The sequence below is a fragment of the Caulobacter radicis genome, from assembly GCF_003094615.1.
In the GTDB taxonomy this organism is placed as follows: domain Bacteria; phylum Pseudomonadota; class Alphaproteobacteria; order Caulobacterales; family Caulobacteraceae; genus Caulobacter; species Caulobacter radicis.
This window is the reverse complement of sequence record NZ_QDKO01000010.1, coordinates 86,213-98,681: the sequence shown is the minus strand read 5'-3', so window position 1 is coordinate 98,681 and position 12,469 is coordinate 86,213. Positions and strand designations below refer to the sequence as shown.

Annotated in this window: 12 protein-coding genes; 10 read left to right on the top strand and 2 right to left on the bottom strand. The window is 71.0% G+C overall.

Going from position 1 to position 12,469, the window contains the following annotated elements:
- Positions 1-48: 48 nt before the first annotated feature.
- Positions 49-939, bottom strand: a complete 891-nt coding sequence (locus DDF62_RS06165) for a LysR family transcriptional regulator (RefSeq protein ID WP_244286727.1) — start codon at positions 937-939, stop codon at positions 49-51.
- Positions 940-1,050: 111 nt separating this feature from the next.
- Between DDF62_RS06165 and DDF62_RS06160 the strand changes: the two genes are divergently transcribed.
- From DDF62_RS06160 to DDF62_RS06135, 5 genes are all read left to right on the top strand, one after another.
- Positions 1,051-1,767, top strand: a complete 717-nt coding sequence (locus DDF62_RS06160) for an SDR family oxidoreductase (protein ID WP_116488313.1) — start codon at positions 1,051-1,053, stop codon at positions 1,765-1,767.
- Between the two features lie 856 nt (positions 1,768-2,623).
- Positions 2,624-3,025 carry an MAPEG family protein gene (locus DDF62_RS06150; protein WP_116488312.1) on the top strand — a complete coding sequence of 134 codons (402 nt, stop codon included), beginning with the start codon at positions 2,624-2,626 and terminating at the stop codon, positions 3,023-3,025.
- Between the two features lie 52 nt (positions 3,026-3,077).
- Complete coding sequence (locus DDF62_RS06145; RefSeq protein ID WP_116488311.1) at positions 3,078-4,409, top strand: TldD/PmbA family protein; 1,332 nt, start codon at positions 3,078-3,080, stop codon at positions 4,407-4,409.
- Positions 4,409-5,188, top strand: coding sequence for a 3'(2'),5'-bisphosphate nucleotidase CysQ (locus DDF62_RS06140; RefSeq protein WP_116488468.1), 780 nt, complete (start codon positions 4,409-4,411; stop codon positions 5,186-5,188). Before DDF62_RS06145 ends, DDF62_RS06140 begins: the two co-directional genes overlap by 1 nt.
- 29 nt (positions 5,189-5,217) lie before the next feature.
- Positions 5,218-5,442, top strand: a complete 225-nt coding sequence (locus DDF62_RS06135; protein WP_101716954.1) for a DUF4170 domain-containing protein — start codon at positions 5,218-5,220, stop codon at positions 5,440-5,442.
- A gap of 132 nt (positions 5,443-5,574) precedes the next feature.
- Here DDF62_RS06135 and DDF62_RS06130 read toward each other — a convergent pair whose 3' ends face one another.
- Positions 5,575-6,240, bottom strand: coding sequence for a fused DSP-PTPase phosphatase/NAD kinase-like protein (locus DDF62_RS06130; protein ID WP_116488310.1), 666 nt, complete (start codon positions 6,238-6,240; stop codon positions 5,575-5,577).
- A gap of 130 nt (positions 6,241-6,370) precedes the next feature.
- Between DDF62_RS06130 and DDF62_RS06125 the strand changes: the two genes are divergently transcribed.
- The 5 genes from DDF62_RS06125 (at position 6,371) to lpxK (ending at position 12,349) form a co-directional block, all read left to right on the top strand.
- Positions 6,371-8,185 (top strand): ABC transporter ATP-binding protein, encoded by a 1,815-nt coding sequence (locus DDF62_RS06125; protein WP_116488309.1) that lies wholly within the window; start codon positions 6,371-6,373, stop codon positions 8,183-8,185.
- Positions 8,182-8,886 (top strand): lysophospholipid acyltransferase family protein, encoded by a 705-nt coding sequence (locus tag DDF62_RS06120; protein WP_116488308.1) that lies wholly within the window; start codon positions 8,182-8,184, stop codon positions 8,884-8,886. The genes DDF62_RS06125 and DDF62_RS06120 overlap by 4 nt, the downstream gene beginning before the upstream one ends.
- Before the next feature lie 171 nt (positions 8,887-9,057).
- A complete protein-coding gene (locus DDF62_RS06115) occupies positions 9,058-10,071 on the top strand; it encodes a cation diffusion facilitator family transporter (protein WP_116488307.1) in 1,014 nt (337 codons plus the stop codon).
- Positions 10,068-11,348 carry a 3-deoxy-D-manno-octulosonic acid transferase gene (locus DDF62_RS06110; RefSeq protein WP_341871561.1) on the top strand — a complete coding sequence of 427 codons (1,281 nt, stop codon included), beginning with the start codon at positions 10,068-10,070 and terminating at the stop codon, positions 11,346-11,348. The genes DDF62_RS06115 and DDF62_RS06110 overlap by 4 nt, the downstream gene beginning before the upstream one ends.
- Complete coding sequence (gene lpxK, locus DDF62_RS06105) at positions 11,345-12,349, top strand: tetraacyldisaccharide 4'-kinase (RefSeq protein WP_116488306.1); 1,005 nt, start codon at positions 11,345-11,347, stop codon at positions 12,347-12,349. The genes DDF62_RS06110 and lpxK overlap by 4 nt, the downstream gene beginning before the upstream one ends.
- The last annotated feature ends 120 nt before the right edge of the window (positions 12,350-12,469 follow it).

Sequence of the window (12,469 nt, the reverse complement as noted above, 5' to 3'; positions counted from 1 at the left end):
TTTCGTCCCCTCTTCCATAGGGAGAGAGAGGGTTTCCCCCAGACAAAATCACCCCTCCCAGGGCCGCTCCGTCCCATACCGCTCGACCAGCGCGTCCACCGCCGCCCGCAACCGGGCGCTTGGATACGGCGTGCGGGGCCAGACGAGGTTGACCGGCAGGGGGCTGTCGAACACGCCGTCCAGCACCGTCGCCAGCCGTCCGGCCGCAAGGTCTGCGGCGACCAGCCAGCGCGGAACCATGGCGATCCCCGCGCCGGCCAGCGCGGCCTGCGCCAGCATCTGCGCATCGCCCAGCCGCACCCGGCCGTCGACCGCCAGGCTGCGCGCCGCGCCGTCCGCGTCGACATAGGGCCAGGGCGTGGGACGGCCGTCGCGGGCCTCGACCAGGCGGTCGTGGGCGGCGAGGTCATCGACGGTGTCGGGGCGTCCGCGCGCGTCGAGATAGGCCGGGGTCGCGCAGACCACCCGCCGCTGCGCGCCCAGCGACCGGGCCACGAGGCTGGCGCGATCGTCCATAGCGCCGATCCGCACCGCCAGGTCGACGCCCTCGCCGGTCAGGTCCACGGGGCGCGCCTCGAAGCTCGCCTCCAGCCGCAGGGCCGGCCAGCGGGCCAGAAGCTCGAGCAGCACCGGCATCACGAAGGCCCGGCCCAGCAGCGGCGGCAGGGCCACGCGCAGCAGGCCCGACGGCTCGCCCCGGCCCTGCCTCAGCTCGGCCTCGGCCTGGGCCAGACCCGCCAGGGCGGCCACGCAGCGGGCGTGATAGAGGCGGCCGTCCTGCGTCAGGGTCACACTGCGGGTGGTGCGGGCCAGCAGGCGCACGCCCAGCCTGGCCTCCAACCGCTGCACCGCCTTGCCCACCGCCGAGGGCGACAGGCCCAGGGCCGGCGCCGCGGCCGCGAAACCGCCGTGCTCGGCCACGGCCACGAAAGCGCGCACGCCGCTATATCCGTCGAGGGAGGGGATCGAGGCCATTCCCGAATTGAGATCCGTAATGATCGGAATTCAAGTCGTTTCCGTCGCCGCGCGCCGCCGCCTAAGCCTTGGGCCATGCGATACGATGACAAGACCCTGGTGGTGATCGGCGGCGGCTCGGGGATCGGGCTGGCCACGGCGAAGGCCTTCGTCGAAGGCGGCGGACAGGTGGTGATCGGCGGCCGCTCCCTCGATCGCCTGGAGGCCGCGCGCGAGCGCCTCGGTCCCAACGCCCGGGCGGCGGCGGTCGACCTGTTCGATACCGCCTCGGTCGCCCGCTTCTTCGCCTTGGTCGACCGCATCGACCACCTGTTCACCCCGGCCGCCACCTACACGATCTCGCCGTTCGACCACCCCGACGAGGCGGCGCTGGCCTCGCCTTTCGACGGCAAGTTCTGGGGCCAGGTCCGCTGCGTGCGCGCCGCGGCGCCCAAGCTCGCGCCCGACGGCTCGGTGGTGCTGATGTCGGGCGCGGCCAGCGCCCGGCCGCCGAAGGGCGCGGCCCTGTACGCCGCCGCCAACGGCGCGATCGAGGCCTTCGGGCGCGGCCTGGCGGTGGACCTGGCCCCCGTCCGGGTCAATGTCGTCGCGCCAGGCACGATCGACGGCGACCTCTGGGCGCGGCGCCCGGCGCAGGTCCGTGGCGCCGCCTTCGCCGGCCAGGCCGCCGGCTCCCTGGTCGGCCGCCCCGGAACCGAGGCCGAGATCGCCCAGGCGGTGCTGTTTCTGCTGACCAACGGCTTCACCACCGGGACGACGCTGTTCGCCGATGGCGGCTACAGTTTGCGCTGACCCTCTAAACTCCCGTCATTCCCGCCCTGGAACCCTGGACTTCCACCGCTACCGACACTCGCCTGTTAGCGGACGTAAAGCGGCCGCGAAGGGTGGGAAGCGGACCTTCTTGACAAACGTGGCTATTTGCTAAGCCCTGCCTTCGTAAGCTGGTCAGCAAGGGACCAGCCTATAGGACAGCTCTGAGGCGAGAACCACGCCGCGCCCTCGGAAATCCACTCGTGGCGGTATTGCGAGAACGAGACTGGCGCACCGGTGCCCGGTTCATCATCGTTCCCGAACTCGAAGCCACAACAGTCACAAACCTCATACGAAGGTGTGCCGAAGTGCTGACTATAGGGCGGCTCCAGCCCATCCGGCAGCGTCCCCTCAGGCATTGATGCGTACGGAGCGGATTGTAGCTTCTGAAAGCCGCAGACAGGACAAACCCATGATGTGCTCATCGGCCTAGGTTGCTCAAGCCACTGCCTCTTTCAAGGTCTGCAATGGGTCGTGAACCGAAGTTGGCTCACCGCCTGTTCTGGACGGTCAGATCGGTGTCGCAAGCGAGTGTCTGCATTGGTCGACACTCGCCCTTGTGGCGGGAACCTCTGGTTCCGCCTGCACGTGAGACGTCAAGCGGATCGCTGGCGATCCGCCCCCATGTGCCCTTGCGGCGGAGAGCGGGGTTCCCGCCACTTGGCTTGCCCTCGGGCCAGCCTTCGGCTGATCCCGGGGGGCGGGAATGACGGGAGTATGGGGCAAGGTCGTAGGCAGACGCCCCACCCAAGCTCAAGCTTCCGTCACGTCACCAGTTGCCATCGACGTACAAGCCAGGGCCTTATGCGGCCCCGCTTTCTGTACGAAGGGTCCGTCGATGGACGTTTCCGCTTCCGGTCATGCCGCCGCCCTGTGGGCCGGCCTGCATGTCTTCCTGCTGCTGGTGCTGTCGCTGCTGGTCGTGCGCGGCCGCCAGAAGCACAAGGTGGCCCTGGGCGACGGCGGCGTGCCCGAGCTGGCCCAGGCCGTGCGGGCTTTCGGCAACGCCAGCGAATACATCCCCACCGGCCTGGGCGTCCTGGCGGTGCTGGCCGTGGTCGGCGCGCCGGCCATCGCCATCCACGGGGTGGGCGTGGTGCTGTTCGCCGGCCGCCTGATCCACGCCGTGGGCCTGTCGCGCAGCGGCGGCGCCTCGGTGCCGCGCGCCATCGGCATGATCTGCACCTGGCTGGCCTACGTCTTCGGCGGCGTGATCCTGCTGTTCTACGCCATTCCCTGACAATCCGGAGGGCGGTGCTTGCCCCGCCCTTCCCGCCTCGCCATAAGACGCCATGGACGAAAACCTGTTGCATGACGTCGTCGCCGCCGCGCGCAAGGCCGGGGCCGACGCCGCCGAGGCCGTGTTCGCCGAGCGCCAGTCCCTCTCGGTGGGCGTGCGCCTGGGCGAGCTGGAAGAAGTCGAGCGCGAGGAGGCCAAGGATCTTGGCCTGCGTGTCTTCGTCGGCCGCCGCAGCGCCACCGTCTCCGGCTCGGACGTCAGTCCCGAGGCCCGCGCCAAGCTGGTCGAGCGCGCCGTCGCCATGGCCCGCCTGGCCCCCGAGGACCCCTACGCCGGCTTCGCGCCGAAGGACCGCCTGGCCAAGGGTCCGTTCCCCGATCTCGACCTGATCGACGCCTACGAGCCCTCGGCCGAGACCCTGGAAGACCAGGCCCGCGCCGCCGAGGCCGGCGCCCGCGGCATCGAGGGCGTGACCAATTCCGACGGCGGCTCGTCCAGCTGGAGCTCGACCGTCTGGCGCCTGGTCACCAGCGACGGCTTCTTTGGCCAGCACGCGGCCACGGGTTTCGGCATCTCCGCTTCCGCCATCGCCGGCGAGGGCGCGGGCATGGAACGCGGCGGCGAGGGCCGTTCGGTTCGTCACGCCGAGGATCTGCCCTCCCCCGAGGCCATCGGCGCCAAGGCCGGCCAGCAGGCCGTCTCCCGCCTGGGCGCGCGCAAGATCGGCTCGACCACCGCCCCGGTGATCTTCGAGAACCGCCTGGCCATGTCGCTGATCAGCCCGTTGATCGGCGCCATCTCGGGCCCGGCCATCGCCCGCGGCACCTCGTTCCTGAAGGACAAGCTGCACAAGCAGATCTTCGCCGCCGGCGTGCAGCTGACCGACGACCCGCACCGCGTGCGCGGCCTGGGCTCGGCCCCGTTCGACGACGAGGGCGTGACCACCGTGCGCCGCGCCCTGATCGACGACGGCGTGCTGACCACCTGGCTGCTCAACAGCGCCAGCGCCCGCCAGCTGGGCCTGGAGACCACGGGCCACGCCTCGCGCGGCTCGGCCGGGGCGCCGGGCGTCTCGACCCACAACCTGACCCTGGAGCCCGGCGAGCTCGACCTGGCCGGCCTGATGGGCCAGGCCAAGGACGGCCTCCTGATCACCTCGATGTTCGGCCCGTCGCTGAACGGCAACACCGGCGACTGGTCGGTGGGCTGCTCGGGCTTCTGGTTCGAGAACGGCCAGATCGCCTATCCGGTCACCGAGATCACCGTGGCCGGCAACCTGATCGACATCTACGGCCGACTGGTCGTGGGCTCGGACCTGGAGCTGCGCGGCGCCAGCAACAGCCCGTCGCTGCTGGTCGACGCCCTGGCGATCGCGGGCAAATGATGAGCGACCTCGACCTGATCCTCGACGCGGCCCGCGAGGCGGGCGCCCTGGCCCTGGCGGCTCGGGCCAGGGGCGTGAAGATCTGGTCGAAGGCCGGCGGCTCGCCGGTCACCGACGCCGACCTGGCGGTCGACGCCCTCTTGAAGGAACGGCTGGGCGCGGCGCGGCCCGACTACGGCTGGCTGTCGGAGGAGACGGTCGACGACCCGGCCCGCCTGGCCACCGCCCGGCAGTTCGTGGTCGACCCGATCGACGGCACCGTCGCCTTCATGAAGGACAAGCCCTGGTTCGCCGTCTCGGTGGCGGTGGTCGAGAACGGCCGGCCGATCGCCGGCGTCGTCCATGCGCCCGCCCTGGACGAGACCTATGCGGCCACGGTTGGCGGCGGCGCCACCCTGAACGGCGCGGCCCTGGCCCCCAGCCTGTCCACCACGCTGGACGGCGCGGCCATGCTGGGCGACGCCAGGATGTTCGCCCACCCGGCCTGGCCGACGCCCTGGCCGGCCATGCGGGTCGAGGCCCGCAACTCGATCGCCTATCGCATCTGCCTGGTGGCGGCCGGCGCCTTCGACGCGGCCATCGCCCTGACCCCCAAGAGCGAGTGGGACCTGGCCGCCGCCGACCTGATCTGCGGCGAGGCCGGAGCGTTGCTTACCGATCACCTCGGCAGAAAATTCGCCTATAATCGGCCGAATCCGACGGTTCCGAGCCTGGTTTGCGCGAATAGGGCGCTTCACCCGTTGATCCTGTCACGCGTCGGGCATATCGACCTGCCATAATCAAAAACTCCGCAGGATCTTGCTCCCCCATGTCCGACAAGCAGCTTCTTCATATCGTGATCGGCGGCGAACTGAAGGATGTCGCCGGCACCGAATTCCGCGACCTCTCGAAGGTCGAATTCGTCGGCGCCTACCCGACCTACAACGACGCCCACGCCGCCTGGAAGGCCAAGGCCCAGGCCACCGTCGACAACGCCCACGCCCGCTACTTCATCATCCACGCCCACAAGCTGCTGGACCCGAGCGCGGCTTAATTCTCGAAAACCTCCCCCCGTGGGGGAGGCGGCCCGAAGGGCCGGTGGGGGGAGAGGCCGCGACCTCAGCGGATCCTCCCCCCTCCGTCGGCTTCGCCGACACCTCCCCCACAGGGGGAGGTTCCTAAAGCCCTACTCCCGCCGCAGCAGCTTGTCGGTCAGCACCTTGCCCAGCATGCCGGCGCGGAAGGTCTTCTTCATCGCCACCGGATCGTAGTCGTCGCTGTCGACCCACTGGGTGAAGGTCAGGCCCTTGGGCGCGCCCCTCTCCAGGTACTGGTCGAAGGTGTAGTCGAGCACGCCGGTGTTACCCTCCTTGATGTGGAGGTAGCGGCCCGACAGCTGCTTCTTGGCCTCCTCGATCGGCAGGCCCAGGCGATAGTGGGCGTAGAGCACGCTCATGATGCCCGCCCGGTCGGCCCCCGACTTGCAATGGATCAGGGCCGGATACTCGATCGTCTCGAACAGTTCCTTGGCGCCGTGCACCCGCTGGCGGATCGGCACCTCGCGCGAGGTGATCACGAAGTCGACCATCTTGATGCCAAGGCGCTCGCAGGCGTCCTTCTCCAGCGCGTAGAAGCTGCCGTCGAAGCCGCCGCGCAGGTTCACGACCGTCTTGATCCCCTGCTTCTTCCACCAGGCCAGCTGGAACGGCCAGGGCTGGTTGGTGCGCACCAGTTCGGGGCTGATCCAGTGGGCGTTGGTGAAGCCCACGCGCAGATAGGCGTGGTCGTTCCACAGGAAGTGGAGATAGGTCTTGAAGCGCCCCCAGCGCGTGGAAAGGTCGAAACCGGCCAAGTGGCGATCCTCTGAAAACGCGCCTAGATACGTCTGGCCGAGCTCATTTGCAAAACCCCGCGTCGTTTTGCTGCCGCAGTGCGGCGCCGGCGTCCTTGACAGCCCCCCTCTGAAATCCGACCCCTCGCCCATGACCGAAACCCCCGCGACCGAGCTTTCCAACCGCGCCCTGGCCGCGCGGGTCTGGCGCGACTACCTGCGGCCGCGCTGGAAGGGGTTCGCGGTGTCGGTGGCCTGCGCCGCCATCGTCGCCAGCCTGACCGCGCTCTTGCTGTGGCTGGTCGGCCCGGCGGTGGACAAGCTGATCACCCATCCGACGCGCGAGGCGATCTGGTCCATCCCGCTGGCGATCGCCTGCATCGCCGTCTTCCGCGCCGTCTTCCAGGTGCTGCAGGCCCGGATCATCAACGGCATCGGCAACGGCATCGTCGGAGACGTCCAGGTCGGGCTGTTCAGCCGTCTGATCCGCGCCGACCTGGCGCGGCTGCGCGGCGCCCACTCGGGCTCCTACGTCGCCTCGGTGCTCTATGACGCCGGCCTGATCCGCGAGGCCTCGACCACCGGCGTGGTCAACTACGTGCGCGAGAGCCTGGTGGTCATCGGCGCCATCGGCACGATGTTCTGGTACGACCCTATCCTGACCGGCGCGGTGCTGCTGATCGCGCCGGTGGTCAGCATGATCACCCGCCGCTTCTCCAGGAAGACCACCAAGGCCGCCAAGGGCGCGATGGGCGAGACCTCGAACCTGTCGACGGCGATCATGGAAAGCCTGGACGGCATCAAGATCGTCAAGATCGAGAACCGCGAGGCCGACGAGGAAGCGAGGGTCGGCGAGGTCATCGCCCGCCGCCAGAAGCACCTGGTCAAGGGCAGCAACGCCAAGTCGATGGCCGCCCCCGCCACCGAGGCCTTCACGACGATCATCGTCGCCCTGGTGCTGCTCTACACCGGCTGGCGCGCCATGACCGGCGGCATCACCGCCGGCGACTTCACCGCCTTCCTGGCCGCGCTGATGGCCGCGGGCCAGTCGCTGCGCCAAGTGACCAACCTGCAGACGGTGATGGCCGAGGGCTTCACCGCCGCCCGCCGCCTGTTCGCCGCCCTCGACGTCGCGCCCCTCATCGTCGAACCGGCCGGCGCCGCGCCACTGCCGCCCGGCGACGGCAGCGTGAGCCTCGAGCATGTCGACTTCGCCTACGGGGAAGGCGCGCCGGCCCTGTCGGACGTGTCGCTGGCCGTGCGCAAGGGCGAGACCGTGGCCCTGGTCGGCCCCTCGGGCGGCGGCAAGAGTTCGATCCTCAACCTGATCCCGCGCTTCTACGACGTGACCGGCGGAACGGTCAGGGTCGACGGCCATGACGTGCGCGCGGTGACCCTGGCCTCCCTGCGCGACCGCATCGCCCTGGTGACGCAGGAGCCGTTCCTGTTCGACGACACCATCCGCGCCAACATCGCCTACGCCAAGCCGGACGCCAGCGACGAAGAGATCGAGGCCGCCGCCCGCCAGGCCGCCGCCCACGACTTCGTCAGCGCCCTGCCCGAAAGCTACGAGACCCGCGTCGGCGAGGCCGGGACGCGGCTGTCGGGCGGCCAGCGCCAGCGCATCGCCATCGCGCGGGCTTTCCTCAAGAACGCCCCGATCCTGCTGCTCGACGAGGCCACCAGCGCGCTGGACACCGAGAGCGAGGCCCTGGTCCAGGCGGCGCTGGAGCGGCTGATGGCCGGCCGCGCCACCATCCTGATCGCCCACCGCCTGTCGACCGTGAAGCACGCCGACCGCATCTACGTCATCGACAAGGGCCGCGTCGTCGAGACCGGAACCCACGCGGGCCTCGTGCGCGCCAAGGGCCTGTATTCGCGCCTCGCCAGGGCGCAGGATCTCGACCACGCCCCCGATCCCATTCCCGGCCCCTCCATTCCCGGCTCCGAGGAGACCGCCTCTTGAGGCCTCTGCGTTCCCCCCTGGTCATCAAGATCCTGTCCTCGATCTTCGCCGGCTATTCCAAGCTCGTCTTCATGACCCTGCGCATGACCGTCGAGGGCCAGGACAAGGCCGAGGCCGTCTGGGCGCAAGGGCGCACCAAGGGCGCGGGCGCGATCCTGTGCTTCTGGCACTCGCGGATCCCGATGTCGCCGCTCTCCTGGCCGCAGAGCCCGGCCCGCCAGGACATGCGCGCCCTGATCTCGCTGTCAAACGACGGCGAGTTCATCGCCCGCACGGTGGAAAAGCTCGGCTTTCCGTCGATCCGCGGCTCGTCGGCCAAGAAGACGGATCTGGCCAAGAACAAGCACGGCGAGCAGGCCTTCCGCGACATGGTCAAGTGGGTCAAGGACGGCGGCGGCATCGCCATCACCCCCGACGGCCCGCGCGGCCCGGCCGAGCACATGGAGAAGGGCACCCCGTCCCTGGCCCGCGTCACCGGCGCGCCGGTGATCTTCGTCGGCCTGGCCGCCAAGCCCTGCATCCGCCTGGGCTCGTGGGACCGCACGCTGATCCCCCTGCCCTTCGCCAAGGCCGCCATGGTCTGGGACGGCCCCACCGGCGCGGGCCGCGGCGACGATCCCGACACCCTGGCCGAGGACTGGGCCGACCGGCTTTCGGCGGTGACGAGGCGGGCCGAAGAGATCGTGGGGCTGGAGGACTAAAGATCCTCCCCCTGTGGGGGAGGTGTCGGCGAAGCCGACGGAGGGGGGCCGTTTTCAGCTTCCGCGAAGCCGGCCGATTTCTCCCCCCGCCGATCGCTTCGCGATCGCCTCCCCCACAGGGGGAGGTTCTCGACGATTGATCCCCGCCCGCCTTGGTGGGATGTAGACCCCATGCCGCACGACCATCCGGGCCACGATCACGACCACGATCATCATGACCATGACCACGGTCATGAGCATCACCATGGGCACGCCCACGGTCATTCGCATGGCCACGGCCACGGACATCACGGCCACAGCCACGCCCCGGCGGACTTCGGGCGCGCCTTCGCCATCGGCACGGCGCTGAACCTGGCCTTCGTGGCGGCCGAGGCCGCCGCGGGCTTCTTCACCGGCTCGCTGGCCCTGCTGGCCGACGCCGGCCACAATCTTTCCGACGTGCTGGGCCTGCTGCTGGCCTGGGGGGCTTCGGTGCTGGCCAAGCGCGCGCCCACGGGCCGACGCACCTACGGCCTGCGCAAGGGCACCATCCTGGCCTCGCTGACCAACGCGGCCCTGCTGCTGGTGGCCGTCGGCGCCATCGCCTGGGAGGCCGTGCGCCGCTTCGCCGATCCGCAGCCGGTGCAGACCGGGCCGGTGATGATCGTCGCGGCCATCGGCATCGCCATCAACACCGCCACGGCCCTGATGTTCATGAAGGGCAGCAAGGACGACCTCAACGTCCGGGGCGCCTTCCTGCACATGGCCGCCGACGCCGCCGTCTCGGCCGGCGTGGTGGTCGCGGCCCTCCTCATGTGGGCCACCGGCTGGCTGTGGCTGGACCCCGTCGTCAGCCTGGCCATCGTCGTGGTCATCGTGCTGGGCACCTGGGGCCTGCTGCGCGACTCCCTCGACCTGGCGCTGGACGCCGCCCCGCGCGGCATCGATCCCAGGGCCGTGGCCGACTGGCTGGCCGCCCAGCCGGGCGTGGCCGAGGTGCACGACCTGCACATCTGGGCCATGAGCACCACCGAGACGGCGATGACCGCCCACCTGGTGCGCCCCGACGAGGCCGACCACGACCAGTTCCTGCACGATGTCTGCGGGCAGTTGTCCAAGCGCTTCAACATCGGCCACTCGACCATCCAGATCGAACGCGGCGGCCACGCCCACCCCTGCGCCCTGGCCGCCGAAGGCAGCGTGTGAGCCTGCCCTTCACCCTGGCGCTGTACCGCGCCGCGACCACGGCCCTGACGCCGATCGCGCCGGCCCTGCTGCGCGGGCGCGCCGGCAAGGGCAAGGAGGACCCCACCCGCCTGAACGAGCGCCTGGGCCGGCCCGCGATGCCGCGCCCGCCCGGCGCGCTCGTTTGGCTGCACGGCGCCAGCGTCGGCGAGAGCCTGTCGATCCTGCCGCTGGTCGAGCGCCTGCGCGCCGAACGACCCAACGCGACCGTGCTGGTCACCTCGGGCACGGTCACCTCCGCCGAGCTTCTGGCCAAGCGCCTGCCGCCGGGCGCCATCCACCAGTACCTGCCGGTCGACACGCCCAGCGGCGCGGCCCGCTTCCTCGACCACTGGCGGCCGGACCTGGCCGTCTTCGTCGAGAGCGAGCTGTGGCCCAACCTGCTGCTCGGGGCCAAGGCGCGGGGAACCAAGCTGGCCCTGGTCTCGGCCAAGCTGTCGGACAAGAGCTATCGCAGCTGGCAGGCGCGCCCCCTGGCGGCCGCCTGGCTGTTCGCGGGCTTCGACCTGATCCTGGCCCAGGACGGCCGCGCCGCCGACCGCTTCGAAAGCCTGGGCGGGACCGTCGCGGGCGAGGCCGACCTCAAGTTCGGCTCGCCGTCCCTGCCGGTCGACGAGGCCGAGTACGTCCGCCTGCGCTTCCAGCTGGACGACCGGCCGCTGCTGCTGGCCGCCAGCACCCACCCCGGCGAGGACGAGATCGTGCTCGACGCCGTGGCCGGCTTCCACCTGGCCCCGCGCCTGGTGATCGTTCCGCGCCACCCCGCGCGCGGCGAGGCGATCCTGGAGATGGCCAAGGCCCGCGGCCTCGAGGCCGTGCGCCGCAGCCAGGCGCCGGGCGCCGTGTCCGAGGTCATTGTCGCCGACACCCTGGGCGAGATGGGCCTGTGGTATCGCCTCGCCGACCTGGCCCTGGTCTGCGGCAGCCTGGTTCCCGGCATCGGCGGCCACAATCCGCTGGAGCCCGCGCGGCTGGACTGCCCGATCGTCTCGGGCCCCCATGTCGAGAACTGGCTGACCGCCTATGCCGACCTGGCCGCCGTCGAGGGCGTGACCTATGCCGATGGCCCGGTGCTGGGCCAGCGGCTGTCGGCCATGCTGGAGACGCCCGAGCCGCTCAAGGCCCAGGCCGCCCGCGCCCGGACCTTCGTCGAGGCCCGCGACGCCGCCGCGCAGGCGGGCCTGTCGCGCATCCTCGAACTCGCGCCGCCCGATCTTGAGCAAGGGGTTTCCGCATGAAGCTCTCGACCCCCCGCTGGTGGTATCGCCGCGAGGGCGGCCCCGCGCCGCTGACCCGCGCCCTGCTGACCCCGCTGTCGTGGATCTGGGCCGGCGCCACCGCCCGCCGCATCGCCAGGGCGACCCCGGCCGATCCGGGCGCGCCGGTGATCTGCGTCGGCAACCTCACCGCCGGGGGCGTCGGCAAGACGCCGATCGTGCGCGAGCTGCTGCTGGTGCTGAACAACGGCGGCGTGGCGGCCCATGGCCTGTCGCGCGGCTATGGCGGCTCGCTGAAAGGGCCGCTGCGCGTCGATCCGACCCGCCACAAGGCCGGCGAGGTCGGCGACGAGCCGCTGATGCTGGCCCAGGACTTCCCGATCTGGATCTCGCGCGACCGCGTGGCCGGCGCGACCGCCGCGGCGGCGGCCGGGGCCCAGGTCATCGTCATGGACGACGGTCACCAGAACCCGGACCTGGCCAAGACCCTGTCGCTGGTGGTGGTCGACGGCGAGACCCGCGACGACGAGTGGCCGTTCGGCGACGGCCGGGTGTTCCCCGCCGGGCCGATGCGCGAGCCGCTGGCCGTTGGCCTGGCGCGCGCCGACGCGGTGATCGTGCTGCTGCCGGCCGACTTGCCGCAGGCCGATCCGGCCCTGCTGGCCCTCCTGGCCTCCAAGCCCGTGCTGATCGCCCGGCTGGAGCCGGCCGCCCCGCCGCCGGGCGGGCCGCAGGTCGGCTTCGCCGGCGTCGGCAAGCCGTGGAAGGTCGAGCGCGCCCTGCAGGCCGCCGGCTGCGACCTCGTCGACTTCGCCCCCTTCCCCGACCACGGGACCTATAGCGAAGACACCCTGCGGAGCCTGGCCGAACGGGCGCGGGATCTCGGCGCCAGCCTGATCACCACCGAAAAGGACTGGATCCGCCTGCCGCCGGCTTGGCGCGAACGCGTCGCCGCCTGGCCCGTGCGGGCGCGGTTCGAGGATGAAGAGGCGCTGGCGCGGGTGCTGGCGGGGGTAGCCTAAGAAACCTCCCCCTGAAGGGGAAGGTGGCGGCGAAGCCGACGGAGGGGGAGGTCGTTGCGGACTTCCAACCATCGCGGCAGCTGAAAACGTCCCCCCTCCGGCCCTCCGGGCCACCTCCCC